We start from the raw sequence: 19931 nt of genomic DNA, 5'->3' as shown, positions 1-19931 counted from the left end.
ATTCGCTCTTTAACCCAGGGACTCTGGGCGGTATAGGACTTTTACATATAGGAATGCAAAGGCCGAGATCATGATCGCAAGGATAACCCCCATTGCAGAACCATATCCGAAGTTGAGGCCCTGTATTGCTTGTTGGTATAGGTAAAGTGGAAGGTTCAAAGTTGAGTAGCCTGGTCCTCCTAGGGTGAGGCCATAAATTATGTCGAATGCTTGAAGGGCTTCAACGGTACGAAGTACTAGAACAACCAAGATGGTGGGGCGCAACATCGGCATTGTAATCCTGGTGAACCTTTGCCAAGCGGTGGCACCATCGACATCTGCCGCCTCATAGACAGAGGCAGGAATCGATTGAAGACCGGCCAAGAATACTAAGGCTGCAAATGAGTTGACCTTCCAGATCGCCACGAGAAAGAGGGCGATTACCGCTAACGTAGGTGAACCAAGCCAGACAAAAGAGTGTGGTAATCCAAGGCGTTGTAGTACTCCGTTGAATAGTCCATAGTTGGGGTCGTACATAAAGCGCCATACAACTGCGGTGATAACTGTCGGCATCATCCACGGAAAGAGCAGGGCTGCTCGAAATAGACCGCGACCTCGAAACTCTCGATTAGCCATAAGTGCTACTCCAAGGCCTACCAAAGTTTGGCCAAGCACGCTCAAAATCGCATAAAAGAGGGTGAATTTGAGGGCCAACCAAAAGACATGGTCGTGGATCAATTGAGTGTAGTTAGAGAGGGTAAAGTTATGTTGAAGTGGGTCAGTTAGAATATAGTGCTGGAATGACCATGTAATAGTCTGAAGCGATGGATACAACAAGATCGCACAGAGTCCAAGAATTGTAGGGAGAATAAGCCAAAAGGCAAATCTTCGCTCCCTAGCACCGAGACTTTTTCCTCGCTTTTTTTTGCCGCTACTTACCATGGAACCAGACAAAGTCCTGGGTTCACTACGAGTAATTTCTTTCAACGATTCCCCTCCTACCATAAACCGCATTTTTTATGATGCGGTTAGGCAACCGCGTTGTTGATCTTGTTTTATGATCAATTAGAGGTTATCATCCAGCGGAGTTCGATCTTGACCTCCGTTGGTATGACCTCTGTCCTTTGAGCATAGACGAATCATGGTTCACTGTCAAACGACTTTGGCTTGGTTCGTGGAATTTATCATTGAGATATTTGAAACCAGTTTGGGACATCACTAATGTTATGCCAAACCCTACCGGCAGGACGCTGATTTTTATGTTTTGAAAGATATGTTGTTATTTAACGGGTAGCCGGGTTTCGGTTGCATGCACTAAAATACCAGTGTTTGCGCTCAGAGGGTCCCTATCGGAATTCTGACCCTAAACGAACAGGTGAAGGAATTCTTTTGCTCGAGGATCGCCTCGATTGAGTGCCAGCTTGACATAGGCGATATCTGGAAATCGCTTTTGTACGACTGTCTGCCTAGTTGGTTCGAAATCGTCAGCAGGCTACGATTTCACCGAAGGTGTAATGATTCTGCGGAATCAGTAAAGAAAGATGCCTGTTGACTTTCACCTCAAACGTCTTTTTGATCCAGTAGCTCTTGGTTGCTTGCGACTTTCTGGCCATCGCTGTTGTTTGACTGGGCGGTCGAACCTAACCTAAGAGAGGTACCTCTTCGTAGAATTTGTTATGGCCAGTTCGCTAGATTGAAATATTGTTAGACGATGTTTTCTTGGGCGTATTTTGGGTCGTCGTTCAACTCTTTTAGGATCGTAGTGCTAGTTTTCTTTTGATAGGTAGCTTTTCTTTATTCTTCGGGCTATTTTTTTTGGACGGAACTATCATCGCTTCATCAAAGTTCTCACTCCAAATGCCTACTTGCTTTTCAAAGAGTCAGAGTTGCTGTGATACGTAGGGTCTCTGTCGAAACCGAGGGGTTGGGGACTTCTCTTAAGTCATTGGACCACCTCGCTAAAATCTTTGAACCATCTAGTTTTACATGATCAGCTTTCTTTGTAATGCCGTAAATTGCGAACTTCAAGGCTAGAACAGGTCGATGATGGTTGGATTAGGAAGAATTTTCTTGGCTAGCATTGGCGGCTCTCTCTAGATCGCCCGTATAGAAGGGTTTTAGGAATGATTGTTTGAAGTGCGAGTTATGGGCGATCTTTTCGGGGGCGTTGGCTAGCTTCGTGGCATGTTGGAACGAGAATCTTTTTGGTGAGCCTTGTTTAAAATGAAGTTGTTTGAATGAAGTTAGAAGAGTGCAGCAAATCTTTACAGGGTTCTAGCTTGAGTAAGGTTCACATTTTGGTAAAAGTTTCTGGAGCTATTCGATCTTTGTGGATATTTGTGAGGTATCAAAGTGGCCAAGTGTGATTGCTCAATTGATCTTTTTGCGATTTAACATCAATTTGTATCTACTCGTGAAGGGCCGATCTTCTTGTGGAGGAGTTTGAAATGAGGTTCATGTCTTCCATATAAAATTGAACTTTTGGTGTGGATTTTCTTCTTCCCTTTGCACTTCCCCATCCAAAGATAAGTAGTGCTGCCAGCAGTGTGACCTTCAATCCAGGACTTAGCTCTAGTTGTAGCCAGTAGAGTCCGTAGCTGGGGGAATTGAATATTACCTGAGGAAAACCAAGATAGGGTATGACGAGTACGACCTTACCTACGATGTTATTAAGGGTACGCGGTGGCACAAAGACGTCGATCTTATTTTGAGGATTGTCACCCTTGGTTACGATTTGGCCGTTGCTTCGAATTGCCACTATGCGGTGTATCCAAAGCAGCCCATTGCCATGGAATTCGACGACATCTCCTTTTTTGTAAGTGTTCTCGTGCGAGATGAAGACCATGGACCCAGGATTGATTGTTGGATACATCGATGGCGTGGTTATATATGCGTGAGGATAGAAAATAAACGCACCAATCAAGACGGCTACTCCGAAAAAAGACAGCCATTTCGTGATTTTCCATTGGGGCGTGTTCTCAATTTGCAACTTAGGACTTCCTGTCAAAGCAAAGGTATGAATTCTCGGGTCTTGCGCTCTTTTGGCTAGAGATAATTCGGTTCAAGACGAAATTATTTTGTCATTCGATCGCATCGACCTTGAAAGCGGAGGAATTTTGGATCTTGATAGGCAAAGTATTTGGCTTCTCTCTAACTTTTCGCCATAATGGTAGTTTGAAAGCGATTGAACTTAGGACTATCTCAGCCTTCTTGGTCGGGATGGAAAATTATCGATTTTCATCAGTGCGACTAGCTCTCCAGATGATGAATTTCGTCGATTGGAGAGCTAGTCTAGGTAGTCCCAACTAGCACCTAAACTGGAGTTGGTTAGGACTAATCAACCACTTTCATTACCCCCGGATGTTGACTCCGAAGGGCTGATGGCGTCGTAGGTAACTGTAGCAGCTGACTAAGCGGAAGGCGTAGCAGTGACGGTGTAAGGGATATGAACGGTTGCTCCGTACCATGCATTTTGGATTGCAGTGCTACCAGTTTCGGCTGCCAGCGAGAACTTCAAAGTCACGCTCAAAGAATTAGCCGTGCTTCCAGTGCTAGATGCGGGTAAGGTGGCAATGTGAAGCACATTATTCCCGGTATTGCCAGAAAGAAGCGATTTGTAACTTTCTGTAACCGTATTAGCTGAGTTCGCGCTAGTGGGGTCTGGGTAAGTAACCATGAGTTGGTCTAGGTTGTTGGTTGCGCTCGTGGTCCCAGTAGGCGTTCCAATGGTGACATCAAAGCTCTCTCGGGTGTTCCCTGTGTTCTTTAGAGTGATCGTCTCTGTGCAGGGATTTCCGGAATAAGTCGTCCTATTGCTTGGTGGAATTAAGCCGCTACAACTGAAGCTTCCGTTAGTTACCGCCTCTCCCACGGTCCCACCTGTGAAAGTTGCAGTCTGTGCTGAGTTGGCGGAGAATTGTGTATGGGCTGGCGCGCCCCCGAAAAGTGCAAATGCAGTGCCACCTGTAACTGCTAATACAGCTACTTTTCGTGCAAGATGATTAATAATAAACATTTAGCTACCCCTTTAAATAAATGGATGAGTGGGTGCCGGTTTCGCTATTCGCTACACAGAATTAGAGCGACCAATTATGTATACTGTGTAAATACTTCACCCATTAGAGATTATATCGAATATATATTACACATAGAGACAAATTACTGTGAAATTATTAAATTCAGTATTCTCGTAGTGTATTTTCCTAAATGCAACTTGGTAGAAGATAAAAGTGGAGATAAAAGTCTAATCATAGAATGATTAATCTGGACCCGGCAGGGGTGACATGAACTGTTATCCCGGGAGATCGAGGATTTTTCCGATATTGAGATGGAGAAAATACGCGTCGAAATTTGAATGGTCATATGTTTGAAGTGCATGTTTCTCATAAAAAGGTAGCGATTTGATGAGAACAGGAGGATGGAACTCTGCTGCATTGGATAGACGCACTCGAGGATGATTTATCGATGTAGTGCCTGACATGCCAAATACTTGGACGGCACCCTTGCATATTAACAGTAATCCCACTTGCTAAATGGACGCTAAATGTTTGATATTTTAATCGTGTATTCATCAGAATTTGCTTGAATATTTATATAACGTATCAGTTCGATTTATTTAATTATTTATAAAACTAGAACTAAGCATTTGAAATTTCATGTATTTGATTGAATATGCTATCCGAAAGTTTTCATCCATGGTATCTATCTTTAGTGCCGAGTTGACTTGTTTATTCTGAGAGTTCAAAAAATGACATTCGGATTGGGGTCGTACATAAAGCGCGTGGTGGTACTTTTAAATGCTTGTAGGCTATCTGCCAAAGTAAGATTCCTCGGCGCATGCTCAAAGTCGCACCTATTTATCATGCATACATTAGGTGTTTTGGCACGATCTGTTTTATTACTAAAGGGAACGCCCAGCGGGACTATGGGAGTTTGCCATTTTGGCGGCCCTATGTGGAGGTCGTTAATTGACGAGCGGTGAATGCACTTGAATGTATGTTGTGGTCCAAAGATTCTGCCAATGGTGGTCCAGAGAATCAAAATAGTCAGGCCAAAGCCTTGATCAATTTAGACTAACCCGTACCAATCTGTAACTGTAGGGTTGGGAGTCATATCTTTGACTAACGCTATTTTCTTGTATTTGCACTTTAAAATCAAGTGTTAAGTAAATATCAAGTTTTAGTTCGACCGCTTTGGGCCTGTATCTACGTTTCCTGGCGCCGGGAGATATAGTTTTCTGCTCGCAGCCAAGATTGGAGATAAAGCGAAGCCTTTTATGGGCAAGCATTTTTGATTAGTTCAGATGGTTTGTATCCTCCTAAAGATAAAAGCACTTTGTGATCATCTGGCTACACATGGCCACTGTTTGGAGCGAAGTGCGGGATATGGCGCCTCGGTACGATTCGAGACGCTCGTCGCTAATCCAAATGGCAATGGTTCTGGAATAATTCCCAGCTTTATTTGTCATGCTCTTCGATGAATCAGCATCGGCAAAACCATAGTTGCCCCTGCTTCGAGGATCTTGGCTGCGGCGATAGTGATGGGCCAGATCGATGATGTTGCATCTATGACTAAAAGCACTGATTTACCGGTCAAGGAAGTCTTTTCTTCGAGGGTCAATTGTATCTCGCCTTGCCATAGAGCTGCCTCTTGGGAAGAGGATGCATCGGGCGACAATTTAGGGATGACTAATTGGTTGAATTGAAATCTCTCTAGCTTTCCGACTCTGGCGATATGGTCTGCTAGGCCATCAGTCAGCGCCGGATAACCCCCGGCAGGTAGCGATGCAGCTATTTGGGGTCGAGATCTCCAGCTTGACTTCCATTCGACCATCGTGTCGATCGCTAATTTACAAAGTGTTTCACTTGGTCCTTGATCGATTCCAAATGCCTCGGTAAGTATCTCTTGCCATTGCGGTGAATCTGCAAAGATTAGGGTACGTCCAGCTTCTGGTAATAGATGGCTTGGAATTCTCCCTCGTTTTCCAAAGACTCCGCCTGGCCACATCTTTCGGGGTTCTAAGATCAGGGTTTGGCGCCTCAGAAATTGGGTAATGATAGAGATGGCCTCTGGACTCACCTCCATCGAAAGCGGCTCGGGTAGTTTTTTGATACAGACCGAGCATCTATTGCACGCCTTTGCTTCAGGATCGTCCAATGACTCCTGTAGGAGCTGCATTAGACAGCGCTCCTGTCGGGCATAGGCTTTCATGATTGCAGATTCGCGTCGCCTAGCTGAAATGATTTCATCGATATGAGATTGATCGAAGTCGTAGCCCTTATTGGTCGAGCGCCAACCTTTTTCGCTTCTTTCAACAGCCTCTGCTACATTCATCTGCTTTAGGAGGAGCTCGACCATGGAACGTCTAATTCCAGTCTCTGCCTCTAGGGCTGGTATCGTCATAGACTCTTGATTGGGAGATTCTTCGAGCGCCTTGAGGAGCTTTTCGATTTGATCACCCTTGGGAAGGTTTGATGTAGCAAAGTATTCCCAGAGCCTCTCATCACTCTTGGATGGCAGCAGAACCACCAATGCGTGTTCTATTGCTCGGCCAGCTCGTCCAATCTGCTGGTAGTAGGAGACAGGCGAAGAAGGCGATCCGACATTGATAACAAAGCTAAGATCGGCTTTGTCGTAACCCATTCCAAGTGCCGAGGTGGCAACTACGGCTTTTAGTCTGTTGTTGCGAAGGTCATCTTCGATGACTTCTCTCTCAGACGAGGGCATTTGGCCGTGGTAGGCCTCTATTTGAATGGTATCTTTATGTACAGCCCGAATGGAGTCACATAGTGCGATTGCATCCGAAACGGTCAGGACATATATTATCCCTGATCCAGGAAGTATCGGGAGATGATCTGCGACCCAAGCATATCTCTCGATAGGGGAGAGGTCATCTATAACGGCCAGTTGAAGACTTTTTCTGGCAAGTGGTCCACGCATGACCAAAGTGGAACTTCCCAACTGCTTTGCGATGTCACTTGTGACTCTTTGGTTAGCTGTTGCCGTAGTTGCCAAGATCGGGGTTGTAGGTTCTAGCGTGCTTAGGATCTTTGCAATTCGTTGATAATCGGGTCTAAAGTCATGGCCCCAATCTGAGATCGAGTGGGCTTCGTCGATCACTAAAAGTCCTATATCCTTTGCGAGTGCCGCCAGGACCCTCTTTGAGAAGGCTGGATTCGCGAGTCGTTCTGGAGAGACCAAGATAACGTCGACCCTGTTGTGGGTTATTTCGTCTTCAAGTTCGGGCCAAGTCTCACTATTGGAGGAGTTCAAGGTGATAGCTCGGAGGCCTGCTTTTTGTGCCGCTGAAACTTGATCTCTCATCAGCGATAGTAGGGGAGAGATCACAAGGCTAGGGCCGTGGTTGGCGGCCCGTATGATTGAGGTTGCAGCCCAGTAGACTGCAGATTTCCCCCATCCAGTCGCCTGAACCACTAAGACGCGCGCTCCTGGAGTGCAAAGGGAGGCTATGGCTGTAGTTTGGTCGTCGCGAAGGGTTGCATCTGGCCCAGCTAGCAGCTTTATGACTTGGGTAGCAATCTCTTTTTGTTGGGGGTTTAATTCAATTGGCACCATAGTGATGCTAGATCCATAATGAACTAGTTGAACCCTAATCAAAGTCTTTGGGATCGCTTGCGAACTTGAATCTCACCAGGAGATAGGGTTCCCGATTGGGTTTTACATTTTGAATATTACTTCGGTTGATTGCCTGCACGAGGAAGCGCCTTGTCGCTCAGAAGGTGCAGCAAGGTACTTTGGCAGTTTCGTTTTAGGTCAATTCCCATCTCGCGCTCGGATCGTTTTTTCTAAATGATTACCTGGTGTAGGATTCTTTTGCGGTTAGCCTTGTCGATCACATCGAATTGATACTTCAGCGTGATGAGTGGTTTGGCGGTGTGGTTCAATTAGATCTAAATAGCCGAGGAGTAATGGATTACGATCCGAGGCTGCAGATCGCCATGAAGCTTGGTGGCTCCAAATAGTAATTAACAATTTAAATCACCATTTGAAAATGCACCATGTAGACATAAGACGATTCTTGAGTCTCCTCCAGACCTAATTCAAGTCGGAGACGTTTTTCACCTATCACACGGGCATTATTTTGGCTTAGCATGGCCGGCTTTCCCCTTTGCAAGAAAACCCGGCTGATAATCTTCGCCCTTAAACAAATTGTGACGATGTAGAGTTCTTATTCAATTTTGAGCTTTAAACGGTTCCTGCCATTTTGGGGCCAATTGAGTTATGGACTCAATAGGGGAGCTTTGTCTATCTGAGGTAGATAATAGGTTTATGGACGTCCCCTAAATCTATTTACTCGTAGGATTTCAATGGACAATTGCTAAACAAATTAAATTCCAAGTGCCTCTTGACCTGGTTCTTAGGCCTCGATCGTAGGTCTGGTTCATTGATCTGATCGCACTTTTTATCCTTTTTGGATTTGGTAGCCAGTTTCTTGCAAGAAACGACAAAAGACCCACCTAGAGATCGATTATCTCTCAGTGGGTCTTTTGCCTCTGGATGAACTGTATGCGAAAAGGTTAAGTTGATGAGGTTATGGTTACGTTTGCTTTATTTTAGGCTTGATGTCGCCTTTGAAATTAGTATCAATAACGCCATGGTTGACCATTTTCTGAATTGGAAATCTTTGAACTGGAATACACTATGGGCCAATGGCTCGGTCTTGCAGATCTGCATAGAGCACTAAATGCCAGCGTGTACGAACTCGCCTTCGGACAGCTCTTGTTTTCCCCACTGTAGAACAATTAGCGAGACGACTGCACCTGCAACAAAGATCACTGCAGACCAACGGAACGCTGTTACGTAGCTATGGATTCCTGCTTGAGCTAGCAAAAGCTGGTTTGGAACCTTATGAGCCAAATACGCAGTTGCTGTAGTTGCAGCGAGAGTGTTAAGAAGCGCTGTTCCGATGGATCCACCGATCTGCTGGGAGGTATTTACCGTTGCGGAGGCAACTCCTGCATCTTCGGGGTCGATTCCAGCTGTTGCTGCGTTCATCGACGGTGCGAAGATGAATCCCATCCCGGCTCCAAGAACCAGTAGCGCAGGTAGGATCACAGATACATAGCCCGAATGGAGCGAAATCCTAGTCAGGAGCATTAAGCCTAAAGCTGCAATTAGCATTCCACCAACAACCATGGGCTTTGGCCCAACCCTAGGCAAAAGGACTGCGGTTCCAACTGCTGCGACGACCACTAGGACCGCAACCATAGGCAGGAAGGCGACACCAGTCTTGACTGGAGAATAGCCAAGCGTCGACTGCAAGTAGTAGGTCAGAAATAAAAAGACGCCGAACATCCCAACTGCTGCCAAAAAGACTGCAATGTAGGATCCGCCTCTGGTTCGATCCAAGACGACTCTCATCGGAAGAAGGGGGTGCTCGACTCTCTTCTCGATAAGCACGAAGGCAACGAGCAGTACGACGCCAATTGCCAAGAAAGCGAGGGTGATTCCATTTGACCAACCAGCTGTTTCGGCATGAGAAAAGCCATAGACCAACGAGAACATTGAAATAGATGCACTAAGGACTCCGGGGAGATCTAGCTTCTTCTTTTCGAGTTTTTCATCATGGCGAAGAAATATAACTGCACCAAATGTTGCGGCGATAGCAAAGACTAGGTTTACATAGAGGCTCCATCTCCAAGAGAGATATTGGGTCAAGAAACCACCCAGTAATAAGCCAATAGCTGCTCCACCACCAGCAATTGCCCCAAATACACCAAAGGCCTTACCTCGCTCTTTTGGATCAGAGAAGGTGGTCGTAAGTAAGGAAAGCGCTGTTGGAGCTAGAAGGGCGCCGAAGGCTCCCTGCACTACACGTGCACTTACTAGCATCGGAAACCCCGTAGCGGCTCCACCGATTGCTGACGCTACGGAAAAGCCTATCAATCCGACGAGGAATACTCTCTTGCGACCAAAGAAGTCAGCGACACGTCCTCCGAGCAGAAGGAGACTACCAAACGAGAGGGCGTATCCGGTTACGATCCATTGGCGGTCTGCGGTTGAAAAGGCTAACGCCTTTTGAGCTGATGGCAAGGCGATATTTACGACTGTTGAATCTAGAACTACCATCAACTGTGCAAGAGCAACTACCGCAAGGATCCACCAACGTCTGTTGTAAATATGGTGCGCTAGCTTCTCTGCGTGGGTTGCATCTGGTCCCAGAGCGTATCCGGGGCTACCCGGAGCATCTATGGATGACTTCAATTTAACTCCTTATTAAAGCATATGGAGAAGTTATCTCCACTTACTAACAACAACATAGACGTAAATGGAGATATTCCCTCCGTTTATGACTAGATTGTTAATTGTGGAAAAAGACCCTGAATGTTCCTTCGACTTGGAAAGCCGCAATGTTGAGCGATCCCTTAGGCGCGATGCCAGCGAAAACCGCGTGCGGATCCTGGAATCTGCCAGATCTCTCTTTGCTGAACGAGGTTTAGGTGTCACCCTAGATGATATAGCACATAACGCCAACCTTGGGGTGGGCACCGTTTATAGACGATTTCCTAACAAGGATCTCTTGGTGCAGGCTCTGTTTGAAGAGGCTGTTTTAGAGTTAATTGAAGTCGGCCGTCATGCTCTGGAATTTGAGGATGCTTGGGAGGGCTTTTTATTCTTGCTGAAGACCATGTTGGACATGGAGACAAAGGATCGAGGCCTTCGCGAAGTTATTTTAGGAAATGACTACATAGAAGGTCGAATTACCGAACTTAAAAAAGAGGTCGGTCCATTGATCGAAGAGATAGTTCGTAGAGCGCAGGATCAAGGAGGTCTCAGAGGGGATTTCCATGCTAATGATGTTCCTGTTATAGCCGCGATGGCGGGCGCCGCACAAGAATATAGTAAGAGTGTTTCGCCCAATCTCTGGAAACGCTATGTTGCCATAGTTTTAGACGGATTACGTGTGGATCGGCCCAGCCTTACTCCGATGTCAGAAGAGGCTCTGGACCAGGATCAGCTTATCCATGCAATGATAAATTGGAAAGCTCGTAAGTAGCAAGTTCTTGTATCTAGCTAATCTTCAAGTCTCGGAGATATCGTCTTTTAGCTAATTAAAAATATCGCTCTTAGAGTATTTTGGTTTTGGGAATTGGATTTAATATAATTTGGATATTGTCTAGATCCTATTGCTTTAATTTGACCGAAATCTTTTAGTATCGATGTTGAGAAATCTCTTATCCGTATCCTAGCAATTTATTCCGGTGCTCGAGTGCTAAAGCACCTAATATCTAGGGCACTAAAATACCCGTCTACCAAGAGACTTGCGAAGAGTTCTTCGCTTCGATGATTAAATAATTCGGTCGACCATTGTCTCGATCAATTGATAGGTTAGCTCGCGATAGAGGTATCGGTTATCCGATCGATCTCGAGAAATTCCAATACTTTTATCTCAAAGATTTTTTTGGTGGCTGATAGACATTCCAGCTCTATTGCTTTTTCATAATTTAGTTTTTTATGTTTTTCAAACAGGATGTGGAAACACTTGGCCACAATGGCCCCAACACGTTTGAGTTGGTGGCCCCACTCAACTTTCAATCATAATGTCGCGCTATGAGAGGTTTGGTGGTTGTTGAGAGATCTCAAGGAGATCGTTAGATTGCCCTAAGCTTTTAGAGCGTGGCGTGACATTACCATGGGTCTTGTGATTCATGTACTAATTGGCGTCTTATCAGCTGTTCATTGGCTCTACCGATAGGGTACCTATCAGTCTAGACTTCAAGCATGGCGCCTTGAGGGTTGACGTAGATGATTGTTGGTTGACAGACATTGTCGATCTTGAACCTGTTTAGATTTTTTGAGTTTAGGTGGTCAGACTCATCGAAGGCGATCTCTAAATAGATGTTGCTTGGTGTAATAAAGCTGATCCGAGCCAATTAATTGATTTGAAATTTATCGTTTTGAGTCTTGCCATGACAGTCCAAGCCAACTTTGCGGGCACAACTTCAACGAGGACTATTGCTTGGGACTATTCGATTTTTTAACGATTTCGTTATCCCGTCTTATCAATGTAGGGGCTGCACACATTAGCAAAGAGCATATTTGGTATAAATAGTGCGATATAAACGATTACTACTAACCCTATATTGGGTTGCGATAAGAGATGTGGTGCGGCATGAATGTGGCAATATGTTTATGATTATAGTTTTTTAAGTTTTTCAATTTAGATGTTTGTAGGTATAAAGGAGCCAAATAGCTTTGATGATTTCACGATAAGAGGACCTATGAGGCGTGTTTCAATCGAGGTGTGGTACTTATGATTGGTAAAACCACTGATTCGTATAGCTGTATCTGTGCTAACATCATCATCTGTTTGGTGAACAAATAGGAACTAGGGTCTGGTTATTGTATCCGAATGTGGAATTCGCGGAGGAGAACCCTTGGGTTGGCCAACTTTGAGGGTAAAGCTGGCCAAATTGTGTAATCTTGTCTAGGTAAAAATAGCCCGGAATGTTCTCTTGTTGCTAGCTATGCTAGCTGTTTTATTAGACCATCACTGAGGTCAGCGAGGTGATCCAAGTCGTTGAGGTCTAGGATTTGCAGATAGATGCGCTTCGCACCTATCGCCCTGTAGCTTTCGATCTTTTCAATTATTTGAGCGCTCGATCCACAAAGTCCATTTTCGCTCAAGTCGTCAACACTTCTTCCAATTGATGCGGCTCTTCGCTTTAGAGTTTCGGAGTTGTTGCCAAGACAGGTCGCGAGTGCCACTGAATAGATTATTTCCGATGGAGATCGATTTGCTTGGTCGGCCGCATTGCTCACCGCGTCGAATTGTACTTTGCAATCTTCAACTGAAGCAAATGGTACGTTATATTCCTGAGCGAAGGCGCCAGCTAGTGCAGGTGTTTTTTTGGGGCCACGTCCACCTATTATTATCGGAGGATGTGGCTTTCGCACTGGCTTGGGCAATGCTGGTGAGTTTTCAAGTGAGTAGTAGCGGCCGTGATAACTAAATGTTTCCTCGAGACTTGTGCTCCAGAGCCCAATGATGATCTCTAGTTGTTCCTTGAGACGGTCGAAGCGTTCGGCGGTATCTGGAAAGTTGATTCCATAGGCGCTGTGTTCCTGCCCAAACCATCTAGCTCCGAGTCCTAATTCCACGCGACCATTGGACATCTCATCTACTTGGGCAACTGATATTGCAGTTACACCGGGTGTTCGAAATGTCGCTGAAGTCAAGAGGGTGCCGAGTGCTATGGTAGAGGTCTCTCGTGCTATTGCACCTAGTGTAATCCAAGAGTCTGTGGGACCTGGGTTCGGTTTGCTGTCGCCCATCCTTAGATAGTGGTCGGATCTAAAGAAGGCGTCAAAGCCAAGTGCTTCAGCACTCTTAGCAACTCTAAGTTGCGTCGAGTAAGTAGCCCCTTGTTGGGGCTCTATAAAGATTCGTAGTTGCATTGTTCTACGTTAGTTGATGCTCGGCGTCTATTGGTTGGAGCTGATTAATCCATTTTTGTCTTGGCTAAAAGAACCCCGAGGTGGCTAAAGATATCAGCCTCTGTTTTTTTTAGCTTTTTAATGAGATATTCGGAGATGGATTTCATTGTTTGCCATGAGCATGCGTGTATTAGATCTAGGTTAGGTAAGATTTGCGATTACCTAAGGGAGAGTCTTGCCGGGCGCGGCTGCATTGGTTTGAGGGTTAGAACCACGAGTTCCAAAAGCAAATTGGTATTACTTGATGTCACTTTGTTGTTGAGCTGTTTTGGCAACTGGACCATTGATGAAATCGGAAAGTGTTATCGACAGATGGGTACTCTTGGGTCGTAAAAGCGGGTTCCTTCGAGTGGACCTGACGTTTTGCCGTTGTTATAAAATGCGTCAGCCGTCACATAGAACTTTCCGTTCCACGGAGGTGAGACGATGCGATACCACCATACATTGGAGTCTTGAACTTGAAATCCAGCGATTCTGCAACTGATTGCAAGTGTTTCCCCAATCTTTAGACTGGGACCTGGCGTTCCGTTTGCTGTCTGGTAGTTTTCTATAGTCTGAGCGGCACCTCCTGGAGTCTCAAGGTAGAGTGTTTGACCAGTAAGTAGGCTCTGCTTGGTCGTGAGCGCTATGGGGACTATCGTTGACTGTAGGCCTGAGTTAGAACTTTGGCTGTTCGTGCCGATAATTGTCAGGCTTCCGGTAGTTTCACCTTTTATCCCGTGGTAACTGAGTTTCCATTTTGAATCCTTTGTCCCAGCGGGACAGGTCAAGGGGATTATGAAGTTACCAGTGGGATCGGCTATGACTTTTTTGGGATATAGCAATGGGGTAGTGCCACCGAGAATCTTGACCGAAAGTGTCTCTCTGGCTTTTGCTCCTGTACCGATTACGGCACTATTGATGCCATCGCAGGTGATCACTTGATTTAGGGGCTTTGGCTGAACTTCTGCGGCCAATTTTGAAGTCGATCCGTCGCGGATTGCTAGTGGAAGGCTAAGTAACGCCAGAACGACAACGGCAGCACCAGAGGTAGAAGTGATGATACGCCGTCGTCTACGTCGATGGCATTCGAGGAAATTAGGGTCGATGAGTTGTTCGAGGCGGTCAGCCCAGCGAGTTAGATCGCGGTGACGCAGTGAAGGGTCTATTTCAAGTAGAGAGGTGAGGTGTTGTGCCAATAACTTTGGATCTAAGAACTCTAAATCTTGAGCACGTTCCTGAATCTTCATTTGGGTAAATGCGGAACTTTCGACTGCAGGTGGTTCTTCAAAGAGGATCCAATAGGCAAGCGCGCCTATGCTCCAGACGTCAGAGACCTTTCCCGGCTCTCCAATTCCTCCAGTCATCTCAGGAGCACGCCATCGATAGGTACCGACACCACGTGTTTGATCGGAGCCCAGATGTGGACGTGCAGTTCCAAAGTCAATTAGGATCGCTTCGCCCGACTCCGAAATTCGAATATTTGATGGCTTTATATCTCGATGGACGATACCTTCTGGAGCTAAGGGTGTCTTGAGGGAGTGAAGATAGGCGACCGATCGTGCGACCTGTGCGACCCATAGAAACCCTTGTGAGAGTCCACTGAGCTTGACTGCATTCGCGAAGGTCTCTCCGGGTATCCACTCTGAAGCGCTATAGATGACGTCAAAATCTTCGTCTCTCGGATCGTCGATATCAACTAAAGCAGTTCCTATAAAGCTTTCGTAGTAGTGCATTATCCCTGGGTGGTTAATTCCAGCCAGTGTTGACATTCGCGCGAGAAACTGTTCGTATTCATTGAAGGTTATATTTGACTGAAGTTTAAGGGCTATTTCATGAGATACCCCTTCGATCTCACGAACGCCACGATAGATGAGTCCCTCGCCTCCCTGGGCGATTGCAACTGGGACGCCTTTTTCAAGTTCAACTCGATAACGACGGTGATCTCCAATTGGCCCGGTCCACAATTGATCATATGACATCAGAGGTCAACCTGTTGGTTCTCAACTGGTATCGCATGGACGCGGATCGCCTCGACTACTGCGACTCTCTTGTCTGCAATGTCTGGAAGCGGTATATCGAGTTCGAACATTCGTAGCCAAATACTATATAGGATCTCGCGGACAGTATTTGGGTGTCGGTTTAGAATTGCTCCAACCTCGGAATGGGTGGCGGGTTCGAGTCGCCCCCGGCTTATTGGTCGATAGTATTCGGTCAGAACGCGCACTTGGATCTCGCTCAGCTGTAACTTGAATCGTTGAGTTGGCGGATCACTCGATGGAACGTCTGCTTTTGATGGATAAGAGAACCGTCCTGCAACGTTTAGGACCCAAGGAGCATTTGTTCCGTGGATAATAACGTCGAACTTTGGTTCACGAGGACTAAACCCCTCGCCAATTGGAACCTGTCTTTCAATTGCTCCAGTTCTGACAACCAAAGCACGATTGCCTTGTTCATCATTTGCTTCGATGTAGATCCTGCGGTCGCTAACAAAGAGATGGCCAGCAACTCGTGGCACCGTACGATCAGGCAGGGGAGCGTATCCAAAACGTATCTGACATTCGCTTGATCTTCCAAAGGCGACCCGGCTACCAGCATAAATAGTTACAGAATCAACTCCATGGGGAGCTTGAAAAATTACACCTGCTGCTGTATCGGTTTTAGGTCCATTGTTCACTGTGATTGGTATTATACATACTCTAAGTGAGGACAGGTATCAACAGATTTGTTATTTCGGAATTTAGATTCAAAAATCTTGACATATGACTTCGGCTCACCTTTGATCTCTGGGGAACTATTGCTAATTTATGTGAACTCTTTTTATCATACATGAAGTTCTATTCGTTGGTTGGATCCATGAGTACTTCTTCCTATAAGCATCTTATACTGGCATTTAGACCTGGTTAAGTTGTGCTTTTGGGAATCTGTTGGCAGGGTTTTTACGAAGTTGTTTTTCCGGACTCTAGAAGAACTACGATTGGATACGAGCAATGATTGTGTGAAGGTCAGGACCGATTAGATCTGGAACAAGAGTCATTTGAAAGTTGCGCTAGCATTTTTGCAATCCTGCAATAATTTCCTTATTTATTGGCTTAGCGCAAAAGATTGGTAGTAGATAGCCATGTAATCTTGGTGTTGCTGTAGTCTCAATATATTGCGATCGTTGACGATGTTGATGTAGTGACTGCCATTTCATAAAATTCGGTCTTCTTAGGAAAAGATGCCATGCCTCTTTCTGTTTTTTTCTCTCGGAGTCGTAGACGTGCGACCGGGCTGATCCTTCTCTTTGTGATTACATCTCTCTTGAGTTCATGCGGGATTGCCACAGGAGCAAAGGCAAATTCGATAGCAAGTTCGACTGTATTGACCCTTCAAGGACAGTCACAGGTGCGGTTTGGGGGCAGTTCAGCCTCTGCCGCGAAATGGATAGCCACCACCATCCTGCCAAAGGGCGTCGATGAGAAGGTCTCGGCTCTTACCTGTATTTCCCCTTCGCTCTGTCTTGTTGGGGGTAATAGGGGAACTCTCTATGAGTTCAACTCAACTATCAATAAAAGCCAAAGCGTCAGTACCTTCGACAAAAGCGCAGTAACTGGCATAAGTTGTTCATTGGAGGGCTTATGCCTAAGCCAGAATGCAGACCGAGGGTTTGTCGTCTTCGATAACACCGGTGGTGTTCTAACCAAGGTGGGTCAAGGCGTGCTGCCTAGCCCCTTGGGCTCGAATTCGATCTCTTGTTCGGGAGCAGCTAACTGCTTGGGCGTTGATCGATACGGCAGAACCTACATTTTCTCAAGCGGCATTTGGACCAAGGGAACTAGCCAAAATTTACCAAATAATGCCAAGCGCTATCTTTCTTGTTTTTCTCCTGGATTGTGTCTTTCGATAGATTCGCTCGGTAATACCCGTGTTTTATCGAACAACGACAAATGGGGCGTTGTAGAAAAGGTTAATCTTCCCAAAGGTACTGTTATCAATGGGCTTTCATGTGCCAACTCTAGCTTTTGCATGGCTACCGATTCCTCCGGTCAAAGTCTTAGCTTCGTGAATGGCATTTGGTATGGTCCTACCTACATTTCCGGATCGAAGGGAGCTGCAATTATGGGGATCTCTTGTTCGAGTCGCAATTTCTGTATCGCGATCGATCGTGGCGGCTTTGTCTATAGATACGCTTTTGGCCGCTGGCACCAAAGGGTCAGGGTGGACGCTGCCAAGGGCGCCTCGCTTAATGGGGTTACCTGTGTTGGGCCGAACCTTTGCATTCTGATCGACAACAAAGGCAGATCATTTGTAAGTCGGGTTTTCAACTACTCGCTTTCGACATTGAGTTCTGGTGCATTAGGATCATTCGTTCCTCTAGCAACACGATCATCGTCTTCCCCGGCGCCTTCAATTGAGATTTCAAGTGGTGCTGGCGGCGCACCGACTGTTTCCTCAGCGAGTTTTTTAGTCTCGGGCTCTACGGTGATAGGGAATACTACTTCTGATCCCGGAATGCTTGGAAATATCTTTGCCCTTGACTCTGTCCCTTTCAACTGGATGGAATCAGAATATTGGAAGGTCGACTTGACAACAAGCAGCACTTTGACGCTCACCTATGTAACCCCAGACCCATCGTCTGTTCCACTTTTGCAACTCGTTGGCCCTGACATAGCCAATCACGCTATTGCTAGCGCAAGTGGTCTCAACTTTAGTGGCGTTCCAGATGGCAGCCACATAAGCAGTGCTGGCAGCTATACCTGGAATTTGAAGGAGCCTGGAGTCTATGTGATTGCCTTAGGCCTTGGAAATCTCCATGGAAGCAGCGGACCTTACAAGTTCTCGCTCAAGCTCACGAGCACCATTTAAATAGCACCACTTAGTAGGCGTGTGGTCTTATTATTCGTCATAAGTTGGAGATGTCATCGCTTTCATTTTGGCGAGTAGTACCTGAAGAGCGAACGCAGATGACAGACTGGTTTTTCAGGTGGCATGGTCTTCAAATGAGACTCTGAAGGCACTACTGGCAGATGAAGCCTATCGTCAGATGAAGCCTATCGTCAGATGAGGTTTATATAAAAGTAATTTATTGTTGTCGCTATGATTGTCGTTTTATCTATGGAGTGGCGTCGACCATTTGCTTTTGTCGATTCTGACCAGGTAGTACCCCCCTAAATCTCGCACCTAAAAGGATAGAACTGCGTTTTTCTCGAGTGTTGTGGCCAAAATACCTAGCTTGTCTTTTTTTGGCTTTATGGGTCACACTGCCTAGCCCTTTTTTGTTGGTGGCCTTAGCTTTGTTTGATTGGCTCTATCTGCCTTTGAGGCGATCGTTCCAGATTGGCCAAGTATTACGGTGGCTTTGGCGGGGGCTGTCTTTGAGGCGATCGAACCTTGCGTGGCTCACATTTGTATTTGAGCTTTTGCCTTGTTCTTGTCGAAAGCTCAAAGATGGAAGTTGAAGAATCAGTTGAAGAATCATAGGAGTACGCCTTTAGCAATTCCATGGTTTTTGTCTCTGTGAGAGCCCTTGGGGCTGTATTGTGGCTCAATGAGTTCGATTCGGAGAGTGACATGTTATTAGTTGCAAGCGAAAATGGCGGAATTGGCATCGATGCCGTGTGGGATTTCATCTCAAATGGGGGAGATCTAATCTCTACTTTGGAGCAAGCATGCAAGGTGGTTGAAGACAACCCCAATGACCATAGTGTCGGTAGCGGTGGCCTCCCAAACTTGGTTGGTGAGGTAGAGCTCGATGCATCGATAATGGACGGAACTACCAGACAGGCCGGTGCCGTTGCAGGACTTAAGGGCTTCAAGAATCCAATAACTGTTGCGCGCGGTGTTATGGAACTCTTGCCGCACGTGCTCTTAGTCGGGGAAGGTGCTGCTAAGTTCGCTGATGAGATCGGCGCCCTTCGAGGTGAGCTTCTTAGCGACGAATCCAAACGAATATGGAGCGAGGGTGTCGCTAAGGTTCCAGCCGAGATCGCATCGGATACTCTAGCGCGTGCGCGTGCGCTTACCATGGATCCAGAGCGTGCAGTGGGTACAGTAAATTTCTTGGGTCTTGATGGCGATTCAAATATTGCTTCAGCGGTTTCAACTAGCGGGTGGGCGTGGAAGTGGCCGGGACGTGCCGGCGATACTCCAGTGTTTGGTGCTGGGAACTACTGTGATTCGCGTTATGGCGCGGCGGCTTGTACGGGATATGGTGAATTGTCTATAAGGGTTTCTCTAGCGAGAACGATTGTCTCACTTCTGGCTCGCGGAGCCTCACCAATGGAGGCCGGATCGGAAGCTCTTTCAGATATCTTCAATCTGGGAGAGCCAGTTGAAAACCTCATCATGCACGTTGTGGTTTTGGACAAGGCCGGAAATCACGCCGGTCTATCGACCCAGCCTTCAAAGTTTTATGCCTGGCGAGATGAATCGGTTGATTCATGTCAAATAACTCCTCGAATTCAGATAGTTCCGAAGTAGGAATAGCGTTGAATTGATTCCTTGACGCCCGTTTTCCCGTTGAAGTTGTTCAA

General features: G+C 46.2%; 11 protein-coding genes. 3 read left to right on the top strand and 8 right to left on the bottom strand.

Annotated elements, in window-relative coordinates; genetic code table 11:
* Nucleotides 1-9: 9 nt before the first annotated feature.
* From ACIDITHRIX25_RS74365 to ACIDITHRIX25_RS74345, 5 genes are all read right to left on the bottom strand, one after another.
* Nucleotides 10-966, bottom strand: a complete 957-nt coding sequence (locus tag ACIDITHRIX25_RS74365; RefSeq protein ID WP_052605943.1) for a carbohydrate ABC transporter permease — start codon at nt 964-966, stop codon at nt 10-12.
* A 1420-nt stretch (nt 967-2386) separates the two neighbouring features.
* The gene (locus ACIDITHRIX25_RS74360) at nt 2387-2968 is read right to left on the bottom strand and encodes a signal peptidase I (RefSeq protein WP_152626046.1); all 582 of its coding nucleotides are present in this window, start codon (nt 2966-2968) and stop codon (nt 2387-2389) included.
* Between the two features lie 420 nt (nt 2969-3388).
* Entirely contained in the window at nt 3389-3994 is a 606-nt protein-coding gene (locus ACIDITHRIX25_RS74355) for a hypothetical protein (protein WP_201732773.1), read from the bottom strand.
* A 1448-nt stretch (nt 3995-5442) separates the two neighbouring features.
* Entirely contained in the window at nt 5443-7554 is a 2112-nt protein-coding gene (locus ACIDITHRIX25_RS74350) for a DEAD/DEAH box helicase (RefSeq protein WP_052605947.1), read from the bottom strand.
* A gap of 1125 nt (nt 7555-8679) precedes the next feature.
* A complete protein-coding gene (locus ACIDITHRIX25_RS74345; protein ID WP_082058692.1) occupies nt 8680-10203 on the bottom strand; it encodes an MFS transporter in 1524 nt (507 codons plus the stop codon).
* A 133-nt stretch (nt 10204-10336) separates the two neighbouring features.
* Between ACIDITHRIX25_RS74345 and ACIDITHRIX25_RS74340 the strand changes: the two genes are divergently transcribed.
* Complete coding sequence (locus tag ACIDITHRIX25_RS74340) at nt 10337-10996, top strand: TetR/AcrR family transcriptional regulator (protein ID WP_052605958.1); 660 nt, start codon at nt 10337-10339, stop codon at nt 10994-10996.
* 1469 nt (nt 10997-12465) lie between these two features.
* Here the strand turns inward: ACIDITHRIX25_RS74340 and ACIDITHRIX25_RS74335 are convergent.
* The 3 genes from ACIDITHRIX25_RS74335 to ACIDITHRIX25_RS74325 form a co-directional block, all read right to left on the bottom strand.
* Nucleotides 12466-13398 carry an LLM class F420-dependent oxidoreductase gene (locus ACIDITHRIX25_RS74335; protein WP_201732772.1) on the bottom strand — a complete coding sequence of 311 codons (933 nt, stop codon included), beginning with the start codon at nt 13396-13398 and terminating at the stop codon, nt 12466-12468.
* Between the two features lie 341 nt (nt 13399-13739).
* Nucleotides 13740-15398 (bottom strand): serine/threonine protein kinase, encoded by a 1659-nt coding sequence (locus ACIDITHRIX25_RS74330; RefSeq protein WP_201732771.1) that lies wholly within the window; start codon nt 15396-15398, stop codon nt 13740-13742.
* Nucleotides 15398-16093: a hypothetical protein gene (locus ACIDITHRIX25_RS74325; protein WP_201732770.1), complete on the bottom strand. Its 696-nt coding sequence runs from the start codon at nt 16091-16093 to the stop codon at nt 15398-15400. Before ACIDITHRIX25_RS74325 ends, ACIDITHRIX25_RS74330 begins: the two co-directional genes overlap by 1 nt.
* Nucleotides 16094-16641: 548 nt before the next feature.
* On the opposite strand from ACIDITHRIX25_RS74325, the gene ACIDITHRIX25_RS74320 reads away from it, so the two are divergent.
* On the top strand, nt 16642-18264 hold the full coding sequence (locus ACIDITHRIX25_RS74320) for a hypothetical protein (protein ID WP_201732769.1): 1623 nt from the start codon (nt 16642-16644) through the stop codon (nt 18262-18264).
* A 636-nt stretch (nt 18265-18900) separates the two neighbouring features.
* The gene (locus ACIDITHRIX25_RS74315) at nt 18901-19878 is read left to right on the top strand and encodes a glycosylasparaginase (protein ID WP_201732768.1); all 978 of its coding nucleotides are present in this window, start codon (nt 18901-18903) and stop codon (nt 19876-19878) included.
* Nucleotides 19879-19931 lie beyond the last annotated feature (53 nt).

This window comes from Acidithrix sp. C25, assembly GCF_904848545.2.
This window is presented reverse-complemented; position numbering and strand designations above follow the sequence as displayed.